Raw genomic sequence first — 16,303 nt, 5'->3', positions numbered from 1 at the left:
CGCTTGTTTGTAGTTAGATTTCCGCAAAGTAAAGAATAAACTTGGCTAGTTCAAAACTTTTGAGGCTTAAAAAGCAGAGAGATATAGATCCAGATTATTAGATGATAAATTAAAATGATTGGATACATAACTGCTTACCGGTTTTCCACAATACATGTAAACACCTGAACGAAAGCCGTCATCTGTCTTTATCATATTCTGTACAGACCCGGCATCCCCCAAAGAGAGGAAGAGGGGAACAAATATATTACTGAAAGCCATTGAAGTAGTACGCGCCACCCGGTTACTTATATTGGGTTTGCAGTAATGCAACACACCGTATTGTTCAAATACGGTCGGGTCTGTTTTACCCAAGCAGCAGGTCGTTTCGAAGCAACCTCCCTGGCTGATGCGCAGATCGATCACCAGTGAACCACGTTTCATAGTACGGACCAGCTCTTCTGCGATCACATAACGGTAACGGGTATTGATATAACGCATGGCTCCGATCACCACATCGGCGGAACGGAAAGCATTATGTAATACATTGGGATGGAAGTTGGAAGTGAAAAGACCCTGTCCCAATACCTGCTGGATAGTACGCAGCTTGTTTATATCATCGTCGAAGACTTTAACCGATGCTCCCAGTGCCAGGGCAGCCCGTGCAGCAACCGTACCGGCATTACCGGCTCCTACAATAACTACTTCAGTAGGCGACACACCGGGTATTCCTCCCAGAAGGATACCTTTTCCTCCTTGTGTATTGCTTAACAACTCGGAAGCGATGGAAATGGAAGCCGTCCCCTCTATTTCGGAGATAACATTCAACACCGGACATCTCCGTTGGTCGTCCGACAGCAGTTCGTAAGCAATCGCCGTAATCCGTTTGGCCATCATCAGTTCGAAGGCTTCAGCGGCAAAGAGATTGAGCTGTACCATCGAAAAGAGTGCCGAGCGGGGTTTCATCAATAGGATCTCTTCCGGCAACGGTGGAAGGATTTTCAGGATAATATCGGCTTGAAATACTTCTGCAGGAGTAGAGACAATTTCAGCTCCGGCCTCAGAGTAATGGTTATCGGAATAATTTATTCCCAGCCCGGCCCCGGTTTCAACCAATACATGATGTCCACGGTCGGTCAACATATCAACGGCCTCTGGGGTAAGCACCAAACGTTTTTCCCCTTCTTTCCGTTCCCGGGGAATACCTATCAGCAAACGATTGTTCACCTTACTCAATTCCTTCAACAGTTCCTGAGGGATGTATGCTCCCTGCACCTGCTTGCCTCCTGTTGCTTCCATAATACGACTTCTGTCGGCAACTCTACAATTGCCTTTACCTTAATTATATTATAATATTTTCTCTAGCGCTTCTGTAATTTTATGCACATCTGTTTCTGTCAGCATCACTTCTGCATCAAATACGATTGAAGCTTTCGTATAAAAAGGAGTTCTTTTTTCCAGACTTTCGGCGATAAACGCGGCCAGTTCATCCCCGGAACGGCCTTTCAAAACCGGGCGGTTTGTCTTACAGGTTTCCAGACGTTTTGCCAGTTCTTTCACCGATACTTTCAGATAGACAGTCGTCCCGTTTTCATTCATAAACTTCATGTTATCAAAGAAGCATGGAGCACCACCTCCGGTGGATATCAACACATCCTCGAACATCGAGACTTCATGAAGCATCCGGCGTTCGATATCCCGGAAGGCTTCTTCCCCTTTTTCAGCAAATATCTGCCCGACAGCTTTATGATAGCGGGCTTCAATGTAACAGTCCAGGTCAATAAAAGAGAGTTTCATCCGTTCCGCCAGGTCTTTTCCAACCGTCGTTTTTCCGGCACCCATATAACCTATCAAAAAAATACGCTTCATTTCGTATATGATTGTTTACCGCAAATGTAAAGTTTTTTTTCCTCATAACTATGATTTCCTTAAATTATAGTTAGTATCCGAAAAAGTCGTTCCGATGTATTACCTTTGTATTCATATCCGAATAATAGCAGACAATGGCGAAAAGTAAATATTATGTAGTATGGAAAGGACTGAACCCGGGTGTTTACGACAACTGGGCGGAGTGTAAGATGCAGGTGGAAGGACAGGACGGAGCAAAATACAAATCTTTCGAAACCCGTGAAGAGGCTGCCGATGCCTTCGAAAAAGGGTATTCCCATTACCTGAAAGCGGCATCGTCTGCCAAAGCAGCTTCTAACCTGGCACCGCAGGCTCCTATCGGAAAACCTATCAACGAAAGTCTGGCTGTCGATGCTGCATGTAGCGGCAATCCGGGTGATATGGAATACCGAGGTGTCTATACAGCGACCGGACAGGAGATTTTTCATATTGGCCCTCTGAAGAAAGGGACTAATAATATCGGAGAATTTCTCGCCCTCGTACACGGCCTGGCTCTACTGAAGCAGAAAGACAGCAACCTGCCTATTTATTCGGATAGCCGTAATGCCATCATCTGGGTCAAAAAGAAGAAATGTAAAACGTTGCTGGAACGCGAGCCTGCCAACGAACCGATCTTCGACCTGATAGAACGAGCCGAGAAATGGTTGAATACAAATACGTATACCACCACAATCCTGAAATGGGAGACAGCCGTATGGGGAGAGATCCCGGCTGACTTCGGACGAAAATAAAGTACTAACAAATGATATCTGATTGTATGAAGAACAAGATCACTTACATTTTCTCCAGCGGAAAAAATCCGAAATTCGTTTATTACGGCATCAATCTGCTACGTCAGTTAATTCCTTCAGCTTTCTTCAGGATGAGAAGAAAAAGAAAGATTGCCAACCTGATCGCTTCACGCTCCGACATGGATTACATTGAAAGCAGGGTCAACTATTACAACAAGCTGAATGCTCCGGTACAGTTGCCGGCCGATGCCCCAGTGCTGGCCGACCATAAAATGCCTAAAAAGAAAAAAGTATATTTCTTCGACTCATTCGAATATACCCGCTGGTTTCCCAAAGAACTGCATTGGGGATATATGCCGGGCGATATTATAATCGTACCTGATTATCCTTCTATTGTAAAAAGCAGACCTTTGGTCACCGGTGACCAAAGGTTGTCTATAGACAACACCAATTCCGTAGTAATGAAATTGGAAAAAGATCGTCACTTTGTATTTGTCAACGACACCAAACCTTTTCACGAAAAAATGAACCGGGTTATCTTCCGCGGAAAAGTAAAAGGCAAACCCAGCCGCCGTGTACTCATGCAAATGTATTTCAACCATCCGATGTGTGATCTGGGCGACGTAACCAAACATACCGATGATCCGCAGGAATGGCAAACAGCCAAAATGACACTTAAGGAACATCTGGATTTTAAATTTATCCTTTCTATGGAAGGAAACGATGTTGCCAGCAACCTGAAATGGGTTATGTCATCCAATTCGATAGCCGTGATGCCCCGTCCTACCTGCGAAACATGGTTTATGGAAGGAACATTGATCCCCAATTACCATTATATCGAGATCAAAGACGACTTGTCCGACCTGGAAGAACGGCTGAATTATTATATCGAGCATGAAGATGAAGCCTTGGAAATCATTAAACACGCCCACGAATATGTCGCCTTTTTTAAAGACAAACAACGGGAAGACCTGATTAACCTGTTGGTTCTTCAGAAATATTTTGAAAAGACCGGCCAATTACCGGGTTAAAAACAACGGATATAAGCCAATGAGAAAGTGTCGTACAGAATATCCTGCAGGCCGTGTTTATATCTGAATGAGACGATATTTTTCTTTATCTCATAATTCAGTTTCGAACGAAAGATCATTGGCTTATCTCCATCTCCCCTATAACCGCGGAAACCGGAATAATCGACATCCAATGTAAAATTCCGACAGGTTCCCTGCAAGCCGAGTCCGTAACAGAACGCATCATTCTGCCGGTTTTGCAGGCTATTTGTCATCCAGCAATAAAAACCGACCATACCCTGAGCTCGAACAGAAAGAGTCTCTTCCGGATTCTTCCATAAAGTACGCCCTACGTTACAGTCGAACCAATAAGAAGCCGCATCCGTATAACGGGCATCGCACAGGCGTCCGCCGCTGGCTGTTTTCAAGTTAGCACTGACAATGACATCCATCCATTTCTCATTGGTAAGCACCTGATAATGGAAACCGAAGATGGCATCACCGTGGCAAGGAATAGGCTGTTTCACTTCAACGGCATGACGCTCGTCGCGCACTTCCGGTGAAGTCTCATACCACTCTTGAATTACTCCTTGAACCGTTACACCGGCACGCCCCTTAGCAATAGGGATATATAAACGGGCATAAATATCTTTTGTCTTATCTCCCGGCATCGTATGATACTCGCCTCTGAGTTCGACCTCCCAGCGGGATGAGAGTTTCCCACCCAATAATTCCGGTATCGGAAAAGCGTTGGCTCCAAAATAACGGGGAGTATATACCAGTAAGGGAACTTTATCCCACCAGTTTTCCGCCTGTACGGAAGATAATGATAATAAACAACAAATAAAAAGTGAGAAGAGCGTTTTTGTTTTCATCCTATACGTTCTGTTTGTTATACCGTTAGAGACGGTCGTCCACCCATTCCGGGGTCAGACAGCCTTTTACATCATATACTACATGGTTTTCTTTCACAAGCGATGGTATATCGAGTTCCAGAAACTCATCGTGCGCTACAGCCAGTACGACTGCATCATATTTCTTTTCTCCGGATAAAGAGGCTATCAAATCAAATCCGTATTCATTCCGAACCTCCTCTATGCGCGCCCAGGGATCATACACGGAAACTTTCACTCCATAGTCCTTCAACACACGGACTACGTCACCGACTCTCGTATTTCTTACGTCCGGGCAATTCTCTTTAAAGGTAAACCCAAGTATCAGGATTTCCGCATGCTTCACAGGTACGTCCTTTTTGATCATACATTTCACCACACGTCCTGCAATATATTCCCCCATTGTATCATTGATACGACGGCCATACAGAATCAGCCCGGGATGATATCCGTAATCCTGGGCTTTCCGGATCAGATAATAAGGATCGACACCTATACAATGGCCACCGACCAGCCCCGGCTTAAACGGCAGGAAGTTCCATTTTGTCCCGGCTGCTGCCAATACTTCATTCGTATCTATATCCAGCAGATGAAATATTTTAGCCAATTCATTTACAAAAGCGATATTTATATCCCGCTGTGTATTTTCGATTACTTTGGATGCTTCAGCCACACGGATACTGGACACCGGGAATGTTCCCGCCGTGATAACCGACCGATACAAGGCATCGACCTTCCCGGCTGTTTCCGGCGTTGACCCTGATGTTACCTTTATAATTTTCTCTACCGTGTGTTTCTTATCCCCCGGATTGATACGTTCCGGTGAATAACCGGCAAAGAAATCCTTATTAAAAACCAGACCGGATGTGTTTGCCAGAATAGGGACACATTCTTCTTCCGTTATCCCGGGACAAACCGTAGATTCATAAATCACGATATCGCCTTTCGACAAAGCACGCCCCACTGTCTCGCTCGCTTTATACAAAGGAGTCAGATCGGGACTATGATGCGTGTCTACCGGAGTAGGAACTGCCACAATATAATAATTACATGATTGAAGATCGGAAGGTTCAGATGTAAAATAGAGCCCTGTCTCATCAAATTCCGGTAAATGAGACAACAAAACGGAATTCAGTTTTTCGGCAGACATCTCTCTCGTAATGTCCTCCCCTTTCCTTAAGGCATCCACCCGGCTCTGCTTGACATCGAAACCGACAACCGGATATTTGGTTGCGAACAAATGTGCCAATGGCAACCCGACATACCCCAAGCCTATAATTGCAACCTTTATTTTTTCCATTTACTCCATTCTTCTTTTCCATTCTATAATGACTGGCAAAGATACAACTTATTCTTCATATTTATTTACAATCCAGCACTGTAAACATCTGTCAATATGCGTACAAATTAGTTTAAAGCGAGATACAAAGAATTAATTATCATATCTTTGCTTCAAATATTTACAGGCAACAACTGTTTACCTAGTTATGTTGACAAAGAAATAGAAGATGAATCGTAGAACTGACTTAGACCTTATTTTGCCTTGTTACAACCCGCCTCCAGGCTGGGAATTAAAGGTTATCGGAAAATTCAAAGAGGTACAATCTTTGTTTACTTCCATCAATTTCCACTTACTGATCGTGAGCGATGGCTCGACACGCGGGTACGAACCGGAAACCGTAGCCACACTGAAACAGGAGATTACCGGAATACAGATAGTAGATTATCGTCCCAACAGAGGAAAAGGATATGCTTTACGCGAAGCGGTACGACATTGCCAGTCAGAATACATCATCTATACCGATTATGACTTTCCCTATACCGACGACTCTTTCGATAGGGTTATCAACACATTACTGGGTGGAGCAGATCTCGTTGTAGCCATACGGGACAGAAATTATCAAAAAAATCTCCCCCCTTTCCGGCGATTCCTTTCCGAATCATCCCATTTATGTAATGCTATTTTTCTGCGCTTAAAAATACGTGATACACAAGGGGGATTAAAAGGTTTCAACCAGACAGGGAAAACGGTTTTTTTATCAACAAAAGTTAATAGTTTTCTGTTCGATACAGAATTTATCTATAAAGCACAAAGAAAAAAACTGAACATACAAGCCGTGCAGTCACGTATCAGAGACGGCTTAACCGTCTCTGACATGGGTTTCAAAGTTTTGAAACGTGAGATGGCAAACTTTTTTTCAATCTTATTCAACAAATGATCTTACTAAGTTTTGATATTGAAGAATTCGATGTTCCGTTGGAGCATGGGATAGATTTACCTTTTGAGCAACAAATGGCTATATCTATCGAAGGAACCCGAAAGATATTGGCCTGCCTGCAAAAGTACCAGGTACACGCCACCTTTTTCTGTACAGCCAATTTCGCGGCTCATGCACCTGAGGTGATTAAAAGTATCCGTCAGAATGGTCACGAGATCGCCTCACACGGGTATTATCATTCTTCTTTTGAAATAGCAGACCTGAAGAGTTCCCGTGAGTTTCTTGAACAGCAGACCGGACAACCCATAGAAGGATTTCGTATGGCACGAATGATGCCTGTCGATGAAAAAGAGATAAAAAACGCCGGCTATACTTATAATTCGTCTCTAAACCCGACTTGCATTCCGGGAAGATATAACCATCTGGACAAACCACGTACATGGTTTTACAAAGAGGATGTCCTGCAACTTCCGGCATCCGTAACTCCGGTATTCCGCTTTCCTTTGTTCTGGCTGGCTTATCACAACCTGCCGGCCAAAGTCTACCGCTGGCTGTTTCACCGGACATTGAAACATGACGGATATGTTGTTACTTATTTTCATCCCTGGGAGTTTACAAACCTAAAGGCACATAAAGAGGAATGGAAGTTACCATTCATTATGACCAATCACTCCGGAGAAGGAATGATCAAGCGGCTCGACGACCTGATTGCTTTCTTAAAGGAGAAGCATTATACTTTTGCTACTTATACGGAATTCAAACATTGTATTGAAGCCCAAAAACAAAAGAAGGTATGAAAATAACAGAAAGTTTCAGAGCTTTTATCGCAAAACCGTTCTTCCATAAATACAGTACGGTATGTGGGTTATGGGTACTCCTGGCTATTATAGCCTGGTTAACCAAATACTTTCCGGGGAAATATAATAACTTCCTTATTTTCCGGGAATCATTCTGGCATGCCATCCAGCAAGTTTCATTATACGGAGAATATCCGGCACAATATAACGACGTATTTCTCTACGGACCGTTTTTCAGTCTGTTCGTTGCCCCATTTGCCGTGACTCCGTTATGGATGGGGTTACTAACCTGGTCGGTTAGCTTATCTGTTTTCCTCTATATAGCAACACGCAGCCTGCCATTGGAGCGGCGTCAGCATATCTTCATCTATTGGTTCTGTGCACACGAATTACTGACAGGGCTCTTTATGTCGCAATTCAATATAGCAATTGCTGCCATTATCATTCTTTCATTTGTGTGTATTGAAAAAGAAAAAGATTTTTGGGCTGCCTTTTTCATCTTGTTCGGGACATTTGTCAAATTATACGGTATCGTAGGACTGGCCTTCTTCTTTTTCTCACGTCACAAGATCAAGTTCAGTTTATCTTGTCTATTTTGGGCAGTCGTCATATTCGGAGCTCCCATGTTATTCTTTGGCGTAGACTACACGATCAACCAATATGTAGAATGGTTCACGGAACTAAGCGGCAAGAATGATAAGAATATGTTTTCATTAAAACAGAATATTTCTTTTCTAGGAATGGTTCGCAAAATAACCGGTTCCGCTTCTTATTCCGACATCTATCTTATATTAAGCGGACTTTTAGTATTTGCCCTTCCTTACCTTAGAATCAACCAATACAAATATGTAGCATTCCGGCAAACATTATTGGCCTCAGTTTTACTATTTGTAGTACTATTCAGCACCGGCAGTGAATCCAGTACTTACATTATTGCTTTTATGGGAGTTGCAATCTGGTATGTATGTGCACCCTGGAATCGCTCGAAAACAGATATTGCCTTAATTATATTTGCTTTTATATTGACCAGCATGTCCCCTTCCGACTTGTTCCCGAAATACATCCGTATACATTACATATATCCTTATGCACTCAAGGCCTTGCCTTGTATACTGATTTGGCTGAAATTGTCATATGAAATGTGCTTCAGAGACTATTCTAATAGAAAAAAAACATATTGAAACGATGCCTATTGTCAGCCTTATTATTCCTGTTTATAACGTAGAAGTTTATTTGCCCAAATGCATTGACTCACTACTTCATCAGACATTTAGTGATATTGAAATAATACTGATTAATGATGGCAGTACTGATCGCTCCGGTAATATTTGTGATCAATACCAAAGCCTGGACCCGCGTATTCAAGTTGTTCACCAAAAGAACCAAGGGGTTAGTCGTGCCCGCAATACAGGCCTCGATCAGGCAACAGGACAATATATCAGTTTTATAGACAGTGACGATTGGGTCAGCAACGATTATATTGAAATTTTACTCAACGGAATTAACAGTCAGGAAGATATAGATATATCTTTTTGTGAATACTATACTGTTCTAAATAACAGGCTCATATTACATAACAGTAGTTCTTCAGACACGATTTACGATAATGAAACCGGAATCTATTTATTATGTATGGATAAGAAAATAAAAAATTATGTATGGGGTAAATTATTTAAAAAAGAGTTATTCTCAAACATACGTTTTCCCGAAGATCGCAACATGTGCGAAGATATGGCAATCTTGTACAAAGTATTTTATCAGGCACGAAGAATACTTCACTTAAAAGCACCTTCCTACCATTATCTGGTAAGGAAGGAAAGCAGTATCAACAGTAAATGGTCTCCTATTAAAGCCTACCATCATTTTTTAGGAGGATATGAGCAATCCTTATTTTTACGAGACAAAGATATACTGCATGATAAACGAAAAAAACATGAATGCATGATATTGCGCAGAGGTATCCATTTAATCCATCATTTAATAAAAAGGAAAGACTATCCTCAATATAAGTATATGATAAATGATATCATTGAGAAAATAAAAATATATGACGATCTTCATATCTATAATACCGGGATACCATGCTATTGCAAAAAAAAGATGATTCATTCTGCATTCGACACTTATTCCCGGTTTTATAGATGGGTAAGCAGAATCTGAATTTCTGCTCCTTCAAAATATAACCAATCAGTCAATTATATTTATTTAAACCATTTTCACACCAGGAAGAATTATTCTTTTTGACATCTTCTATCACTAGAAGATGCATATCTTCTCCATGACGGGAGTTCCCATCATGATGCAAATGAAACAAAACACCTCCCATTTTCAGAATCTTTTTTTCTTTACCTGCAAAGAAAAGGCGGTATGACAATTCTGTATCCTCATGTCCCCAGGAAGTTAAATCTTCATTATAGCCATTCACTTGAATCAGATCCTTTTTCCAAAAAGCCATATTACAACCACGTAATCGCTCAAGTCTGTCTTTGGCATAATTCCTAGCCAGAAAACGCCGTAAAAACCCAAGACGAATACTATTCAACATGGAGTGAGTACTTTGTCGAAAAAAACGGAAATCGTAAGTTCCTCCCTCCATAATTCGTTTCGTACCTTTCTGAAATATCTTCACACGACTTCCGCATACAAAACAGTCTTCTTCAGCCAGCTCGATATGATCCTCAATAAAATATTCATTCAATATGGTATCCCCATCAACCTGAACGATATAATCACCTTTAGCCCGAGCGATCGCTTTATTGCGAATCGTTGTCAGCCTGAAACCTTCATCTTCATGCCAAACATGCACTAACGGAACAGGAGATTCTTTTCTTAAAGAATCTATTAACTCCTTTGTATCCGGACCAGACCCGTCATCAGCTATCAATACTTCCTGTGGCAACACAGTTTGGGTAAACACACTTAAGAGGGTTAATCGTAACGCCTCCTTCCAATTGTACGTTGTAATAATCAACGAAACAGACAAATCCATAAATTATATTTGATAATCCAAACAAAATGGCTGCAAAGATATACATATTTCCGACTATTTTCTCGTCTTCCTTTTTATTATATTAATAAAGACATTATCTTTGTACAATTACATTCATAAAAACATGAAAATAGCATTCGATGCTAAAAGGATAACCCATAACGCGACAGGACTTGGTAACTATAGTCGCTTTGTCGTCAACGGGCTTTTGGCTTTTCATCCCGAAAATCAATATAATTTATATACTCCCGGAAAAGGGAAAGACTTTTTACGTAACCAAATTACATCGCATAATGCAGTGTCATTTCATTATCCAACCGGACTATTCGAAAAATCATTCCCTGATTACTGGCGTTTTACAGGGCTGAAGTCACAATTGATCAAAGATAAAATAGATATTTATCATGGGCTAAGCAATGAGCTTCCTTATCATATAAGAAAAAGCAACATAGCATCGGTTGTCACTATTCATGATTTGATATTTATACGTTATCCTCAATTCTATAAATATATTGACAGGGCTATTTATACATACAAATTCAGACAAGCCTGCCTGAATGCAGACCGTATTGTAGCTGTCAGCAAAATGACACAATCAGATATAGTCTCTTTCTTTAATATTTCCCCGGATAAAATAGATGTAGTATATCAGGGGTGTGATGCTTCTTTCAAGAGAACAATCACAGAAGCAGAGGCTATTGCCATTAAAACAAAATATGATATCCGATCGCCTTATATATTAAACGTAGGAAGTATAGAGGAACGTAAAAATTTACTGCTTCTTATCAAAGCCATAAAAGAGATTAAAGAGGATGTACAGGTTGTTGTAATCGGAAAAAGGACTCCTTATACAAACCTTGTTGAAAAATATATACAAGAGAATAATCTGACATCGAGAATAAAACTTTTAAGTAATATTCCTTTTAACGAATTACCTGCTTTTTATCAGATGGCATCCCTTTTTGTTTATCCATCGTTCTTTGAAGGTTTCGGGATTCCCATACTAGAAGCTTTACACTCGAATGTTCCTGTAATTGCAGCAACAGGCTCGTGCCTGGAAGAAGCAGGAGGACCGGGTTCCTTATATACAGATCCTTATAATGAATATGAACTTAGCTCACTAATCAAATCTGTATTGTCAAACAATCAACTTGCCGACTCAATGAGAAGAAAAGGCAAAGAATATCTTAAACAGTTTGAAGATAAAAAGCTCTCGGATGATATGGCCAATATCTATAAACAGTTATACTAAAGAATTAATATATTATGATATCAGTAGTTATAAATACATTCAATGCAGAAAAGCATCTGGAAGAAGTCTTGGAATCTGTAAAAGAATTTGATGAAATTATTCTTTGCGATATGTATAGTACAGACAGGACTATTGATATCGCACAAAAATACAATTGTACTATTATTTATCATGAATATACAGGATATGTAGAGCCCGCCCGACAATATGCCGTTCAGGCAGCTAAAGGGGAATGGATATTCATAGTCGACGCAGATGAAGTAGTACCTAAAGATCTTCGTAAATATTTATACGAACAAATAAAACAAAAAGACTGTCCAGATGGCATAAAAATTCCTCGAAAAAATTATTTCATGGGACGTTTTATGCGTTGTACTTATCCCGATTATATCCTAAGGTTTTTTCGCAAGGAGAAGACAACTTGTCCTCCGGAAATTCATAGACAACCTAAAGTTTCTGGAAAAATAGGCAAAGTACCTGCGTCAAACAAGAGCCTGGCATTTATTCATTTGGCTAATGACTCGGTAAAAACAATACTTAATAAAGCCAATAATTATACTGAATATGAATTGGATAAAAGAGAAAAAGGCAAATATGGTTTATTTTCTTTACTAAACGGAACCATATTTCGTTTTTTTAAACTTTATATATTAAAGGGGGCTATCCTTGATGGTAAAGCGGGCTTAGCTTATGCAGGTTTATTCGCTTTTTATAAATACATAACAATAGCCAAAATATGGGAAAAAAGAATTCAATATCAGGATTTAAAAGAAGATAAACGTAATACAATACAGCATTTATAACCAATTTTATTTCCTATTTATAAAATGTATAAGTTCTGTTAATAAAAAAGTCAGCTATTAACCTGACTAAAAATTTTATTTATGCTTCTCCATAAATAAATTTTTATAGAATAAAACCCTTTTTACTGCCCTGATTTCATCAAAACCTCTCCCTCTAGCATAAGCTTTTGCTATCTCCATATAAGCATCATCTGTTAACCATAAAGGTGCAAAATTTTTATATCCAGCTTCCTCTGATACTGGATTAAAACTCATTCGATTAATATCTACGAGATCAAAAGAAATTTTACCATCAACCAAACCAAAAAGAACATTTCCGGCAGAATAATCACGGTGTAAAACATTCAATTCATGCATCCGGGCTGTAAACAAACCAAATTCTTTCAATATCAAACGACGATCACCTATTTCCGGAACAAACCAAAATTCTCTCAAATTACGGGTAAACGGAGATTCCAAAGAAATATAATACGAATGAACCAATCCCATATTATATTGTTCTATATAAGCAACCGGTTCAGGCGTATTTATACCCTGATCTCTTAACAAAAGGGCATAATGAAATGAGCGAAAAGCCTTCGATTTACGTATATTCCCATATACAAAACGATTTATAAGATGTGGAGGTTTAAAAGATTTGACAACTAACTGCAAATTATTAACAACATATTTGCGGAGAACATTACGACCTTCATAAACAATAGAACCTGACTGGTCAAACTGTTCAGGTATCGTTTGTATAAATGAAGTAAGGGTATTATACTTTGGATTAATCTCTATTTTCATACATAATATGCTCTATTTTTGCAACAATCATCTCCGGTTTGATCTGTGTCATGCAAGCCCAATCGCCTCGGAAACATGGTTTCTGTCCGAACACGGAACAAGGGCGGCATGGCAAATCGAGCTGAATCGCATTCTTTGGGTCCTGATGATAACCGTAGAATCCGGCATAAGGATGGGTTGCCCCCCAGATGGAAACAACTCTTGTTCCGACAAGGGAAGCAAAATGCATATTGGCCGAGTCCATACAAAGCAAAACATCCAACTGGCTGATCAAGGCCAGTTCGTTATCCAGCGAATAACGTCCGACGACACTCTTCACACGCGGATACTGGAAAGCCCATTGTTCGAGCACTGCTTCTTCATAGCCCCGTCCTCCCAACAGAAATATGGTATAGTCCTCCTTTTCGGATAAACGGGCCACAACTTGTTCCATCTCATCGATCGGATAGATCTTTCCACGATGTTTAGCAAAAGGAGCTATTCCGATCCATTTTCCGTTTTTCGTTCCGGCCACAGTTTCCATAGCTGATAAATCGGCCGGATGCGATTCATAAAGGGAAGTAAATGTGTCTGTATAGTTAAGACCGGCAACCCGGAATACATCGGCATAACGTTCGATGACAGGACGTAGAGGTTTCAGGTATTTGTGGTTGCGGGCCGTCAGACGTTTCCGTTCCTTACGCGCCTTATCCACCACATAGATCTTTTTCCCCTTCAACCGGAATGAATTACGAATGATCATGGTACGTATCACATCATGCAGATCGAGTACGATATCATAATCAAATCTCACCAAAGCAGAGGCAAACCGAAGTAATCCGCCCAATGTCTTTTCCGCCGCTTTCGTATTGATACCGATCACGTCCACATTGGAGGGACGATTCATAAATACGGGTATCAGGAAAGCTTGCGTAAGAACAGTAAACGTATCCTGCGGATTTGCTTTGGCGGCGGAATAAATTACCGGAACCGTCATAGCAACATCGCCGATGGCTGAAAGTCGTATAACTAATATTTTTGCCATTATTTTTTACCGTATAATACAGGGTTTAATGCCGGATCATTGTACATCTTCATCTGTTTGTATACTTTCATATATTTACGACCGGCTTTGATATCTGCCAACAACTGATCCAAGGCAGTCGACAGGTCCGTCTTCTGTTCCAACAACACATTCAGCTTCTCTTCACACTTAGCCTTATGTTCCGAAGTCGCATCAGGACGGGCAGCTTCTTCAGCCATATGATAGATTTTAAGTGTCAGGATAGACAAACGATCTACCGCCCATGCCGGACTTTCCGTATTGATCGTTGCATCAGGCAGGATTTTTACCTCTTTGTATTTATCCAGAAAGAAACTATCGATCAGTTCGACCAAATCGGTACGATCCTGATTCGATTTGTCAATACGCCGTTTGATAGCCAATGCCTCCACCGGATCGATAGCCGGGTTACGGATTATATCTTCCAGATGCCATTGCACTGCATCGATCCAGTTTTTTAAATAGAGATAAAACTCTATACTTTTTACCTCATACGGGTTGTGCATGGTTGCATCCACATCATCAGAAACATGATACGCTTTCGTAGCCTGTTCAAATATCCGGTAACACTGTTCACTGAAATTCATATTACTACTGTTTTTTCTTTCTGTAAATACTGTTCACAAAGGTAGAAAATCTTTTCAGTTAGGCAAAGTGAAACTTTCAACGCATCTGCTGTAAAGTAGTAGTAGGTCCTTCAACATATAAGTTGCCCTCCTGGTCTACTCCCATCTTATCAATAAAAACAACACGTTCTTCACCGGTTGCCTCCGTACGTCCATGATAGACACAATACATCTGCTTTCCATCTTTCGAATAAGTCACACTGTTATGACCGGTTCCGGTTACAATTCCTCCTTTTTCCACATTCTTCTGCAATACCGGGTTGTTCGCAGACTTCACAAACGGACCGAGCGGGGATTTAGAGGTAGCATAACCGACAGCATAGTTCTTGCCTCCAAAATAATTGGCAGAATACATCATATAAAATACATCCCCTTTTTTGAAGATATAAGAACCCTCCGTCCATCGGCGGTTTACTTCACCGGAGGTAACAGAACGGCTCTCCCACTCCGCTTGCGGATCTTCATTTGTCACAGGGGGACGAAGTACCAGGACCGGCTCACCGATAATGCCACTCAAATCCGGTTTCAGTTCGACACCATAGATCCAACTTTCTTCTATTTCTTTAAACATTCCTTTCCCGCGTGCCCAATCGGCAACTTCACTTTCTACCGGATGCTTATAACAACACCGTGAATAATACAGATAAAGGCGTCCATCGGAATCTTCCAGCAGATTTCCATCGATAGCCGGATAACCGGGGTCAAAAAGGGGACGGTCACTCATCTCTTTAAAAGGGCCGGTCGGTTTATCGGATACCGCAATACCTATCCGGAAATTCTCCAACTCATTCGTCGGATTTTCTTTCCAGTCTGCACTGAAAAACATATAATACTTCCCATTCCGTTCATATACTTCCGGAGCCCAGAAGTTAGCAACAGCCCAGGAACCAGGAACATTACCACGATACACCTGGCCTTCCGCTTTCCAGTCTATCAAATTATCCGAAGAATAGACACAAAAGCCATCTACCGCACCTGCCCCCGTGCCATACATATAATAACGGCCATCGGAAGCCAACAGCACATAGGGATCACCAAATTTCACAGGTAGGGGATTCGTATATTTACCTTCGCCATGGGCAGACAGACCAAAGGTTAACATTAAAAGTAACAGACTCCAAAATACATGCTTCATAATCCAATTTCTTATATTAATAATATTCTTCTCCTTCACACCAAACCGGAAGATACCGTTTATTATACACTCCAGGTATTATATGATACAAATATAAATCATTTTTAGCTATATAGCTATAACAAACAACAGG

General features: G+C 40.7%; 17 protein-coding genes. 8 read left to right on the top strand and 9 right to left on the bottom strand.

The annotated features are described in order from the left end of the window. Nucleotides 1-66 precede the first annotated feature (66 nt). Both M1P97_RS18955 and M1P97_RS18950 read right to left on the bottom strand, forming a co-directional pair. Nucleotides 67-1,278, bottom strand: a complete 1,212-nt coding sequence (locus M1P97_RS18955; protein ID WP_195374815.1) for an alanine dehydrogenase — start codon at nucleotides 1,276-1,278, stop codon at nucleotides 67-69. 48 nt (nucleotides 1,279-1,326) lie between these two features. Further along, nucleotides 1,327-1,848: a shikimate kinase gene (locus tag M1P97_RS18950; RefSeq protein ID WP_195374814.1), complete on the bottom strand. Its 522-nt coding sequence runs from the start codon at nucleotides 1,846-1,848 to the stop codon at nucleotides 1,327-1,329. Nucleotides 1,849-1,982: 134 nt separating this feature from the next. On the opposite strand from M1P97_RS18950, the gene M1P97_RS18945 reads away from it, so the two are divergent. Both M1P97_RS18945 and M1P97_RS18940 read left to right on the top strand, forming a co-directional pair. Continuing rightward, nucleotides 1,983-2,618, top strand: coding sequence for a ribonuclease H1 domain-containing protein (locus M1P97_RS18945; RefSeq protein ID WP_195374813.1), 636 nt, complete (start codon nucleotides 1,983-1,985; stop codon nucleotides 2,616-2,618). A 26-nt stretch (nucleotides 2,619-2,644) separates the two neighbouring features. Beyond that, nucleotides 2,645-3,649, top strand: a complete 1,005-nt coding sequence (locus M1P97_RS18940) for a glycosyl transferase family 90 (protein ID WP_195374812.1) — start codon at nucleotides 2,645-2,647, stop codon at nucleotides 3,647-3,649. On the opposite strand, the gene M1P97_RS18935 is transcribed toward M1P97_RS18940, so the two are convergent. Both M1P97_RS18935 and M1P97_RS18930 read right to left on the bottom strand, forming a co-directional pair. Then, complete coding sequence (locus M1P97_RS18935; protein WP_249389885.1) at nucleotides 3,646-4,503, bottom strand: hypothetical protein; 858 nt, start codon at nucleotides 4,501-4,503, stop codon at nucleotides 3,646-3,648. The genes M1P97_RS18940 and M1P97_RS18935 overlap by 4 nt on opposite strands. 25 nt (nucleotides 4,504-4,528) lie before the next feature. After that, nucleotides 4,529-5,821 carry a nucleotide sugar dehydrogenase gene (locus tag M1P97_RS18930; RefSeq protein ID WP_195374810.1) on the bottom strand — a complete coding sequence of 431 codons (1,293 nt, stop codon included), beginning with the start codon at nucleotides 5,819-5,821 and terminating at the stop codon, nucleotides 4,529-4,531. A 208-nt stretch (nucleotides 5,822-6,029) separates the two neighbouring features. On the opposite strand from M1P97_RS18930, the gene M1P97_RS18925 reads away from it, so the two are divergent. From M1P97_RS18925 to M1P97_RS18910, 4 genes are read left to right on the top strand one after another with little or no spacing between them, the layout of a single operon-like run. Further along, nucleotides 6,030-6,740 (top strand): glycosyltransferase, encoded by a 711-nt coding sequence (locus M1P97_RS18925; protein WP_195374809.1) that lies wholly within the window; start codon nucleotides 6,030-6,032, stop codon nucleotides 6,738-6,740. Beyond that, a complete protein-coding gene (locus M1P97_RS18920; protein WP_195374808.1) occupies nucleotides 6,737-7,537 on the top strand; it encodes a polysaccharide deacetylase family protein in 801 nt (266 codons plus the stop codon). The genes M1P97_RS18925 and M1P97_RS18920 overlap by 4 nt, the downstream gene beginning before the upstream one ends. Next, nucleotides 7,534-8,718 carry a glycosyltransferase family 87 protein gene (locus M1P97_RS18915; RefSeq protein ID WP_249389884.1) on the top strand — a complete coding sequence of 395 codons (1,185 nt, stop codon included), beginning with the start codon at nucleotides 7,534-7,536 and terminating at the stop codon, nucleotides 8,716-8,718. The genes M1P97_RS18920 and M1P97_RS18915 overlap by 4 nt, the downstream gene beginning before the upstream one ends. Before the next feature lie 4 nt (nucleotides 8,719-8,722). Beyond that, nucleotides 8,723-9,697 carry a glycosyltransferase family 2 protein gene (locus M1P97_RS18910; protein WP_249389883.1) on the top strand — a complete coding sequence of 325 codons (975 nt, stop codon included), beginning with the start codon at nucleotides 8,723-8,725 and terminating at the stop codon, nucleotides 9,695-9,697. A 31-nt stretch (nucleotides 9,698-9,728) separates the two neighbouring features. Here the strand turns inward: M1P97_RS18910 and M1P97_RS18905 are convergent, their stop codons facing one another. Then, nucleotides 9,729-10,526, bottom strand: coding sequence for a glycosyltransferase family 2 protein (locus tag M1P97_RS18905; protein WP_249389882.1), 798 nt, complete (start codon nucleotides 10,524-10,526; stop codon nucleotides 9,729-9,731). Between the two features lie 124 nt (nucleotides 10,527-10,650). On the opposite strand from M1P97_RS18905, the gene M1P97_RS18900 reads away from it, so the two are divergent. Continuing rightward, the gene (locus M1P97_RS18900) at nucleotides 10,651-11,778 is read left to right on the top strand and encodes a glycosyltransferase family 4 protein (protein ID WP_249389881.1); all 1,128 of its coding nucleotides are present in this window, start codon (nucleotides 10,651-10,653) and stop codon (nucleotides 11,776-11,778) included. Between the two features lie 14 nt (nucleotides 11,779-11,792). Further along, on the top strand, nucleotides 11,793-12,581 hold the full coding sequence (locus tag M1P97_RS18895) for a glycosyltransferase family 2 protein (protein ID WP_262923245.1): 789 nt from the start codon (nucleotides 11,793-11,795) through the stop codon (nucleotides 12,579-12,581). A 75-nt stretch (nucleotides 12,582-12,656) separates the two neighbouring features. Here M1P97_RS18895 and M1P97_RS18890 read toward each other — a convergent pair whose 3' ends face one another. The 4 genes from M1P97_RS18890 to M1P97_RS18875 all read right to left on the bottom strand — a co-directional run bounded on the left by M1P97_RS18890 (nucleotide 12,657) and on the right by M1P97_RS18875 (nucleotide 16,137). After that, nucleotides 12,657-13,367, bottom strand: coding sequence for a lipopolysaccharide kinase InaA family protein (locus M1P97_RS18890; RefSeq protein ID WP_249389880.1), 711 nt, complete (start codon nucleotides 13,365-13,367; stop codon nucleotides 12,657-12,659). After that, the gene (locus M1P97_RS18885; RefSeq protein ID WP_249389879.1) at nucleotides 13,351-14,391 is read right to left on the bottom strand and encodes a glycosyltransferase family 9 protein; all 1,041 of its coding nucleotides are present in this window, start codon (nucleotides 14,389-14,391) and stop codon (nucleotides 13,351-13,353) included. The genes M1P97_RS18890 and M1P97_RS18885 overlap by 17 nt, the downstream gene beginning before the upstream one ends. Further along, entirely contained in the window at nucleotides 14,391-14,996 is a 606-nt protein-coding gene (locus M1P97_RS18880) for a DUF4254 domain-containing protein (protein WP_195374799.1), read from the bottom strand. The genes M1P97_RS18885 and M1P97_RS18880 overlap by 1 nt, the downstream gene beginning before the upstream one ends. Before the next feature lie 76 nt (nucleotides 14,997-15,072). Beyond that, a complete protein-coding gene (locus M1P97_RS18875; protein WP_394803932.1) occupies nucleotides 15,073-16,137 on the bottom strand; it encodes a glycoside hydrolase family 43 protein in 1,065 nt (354 codons plus the stop codon). Nucleotides 16,138-16,303: the final 166 nt, after the last annotated feature.

The sequence above is a fragment of the Parabacteroides leei genome (assembly GCF_023369805.1).
In the GTDB taxonomy this organism is placed as follows: domain Bacteria; phylum Bacteroidota; class Bacteroidia; order Bacteroidales; family Tannerellaceae; genus Parabacteroides; species Parabacteroides leei.
Note: the sequence above shows the minus strand (reverse complement) of the source record. Positions and strands in the feature narration are given on the sequence as shown.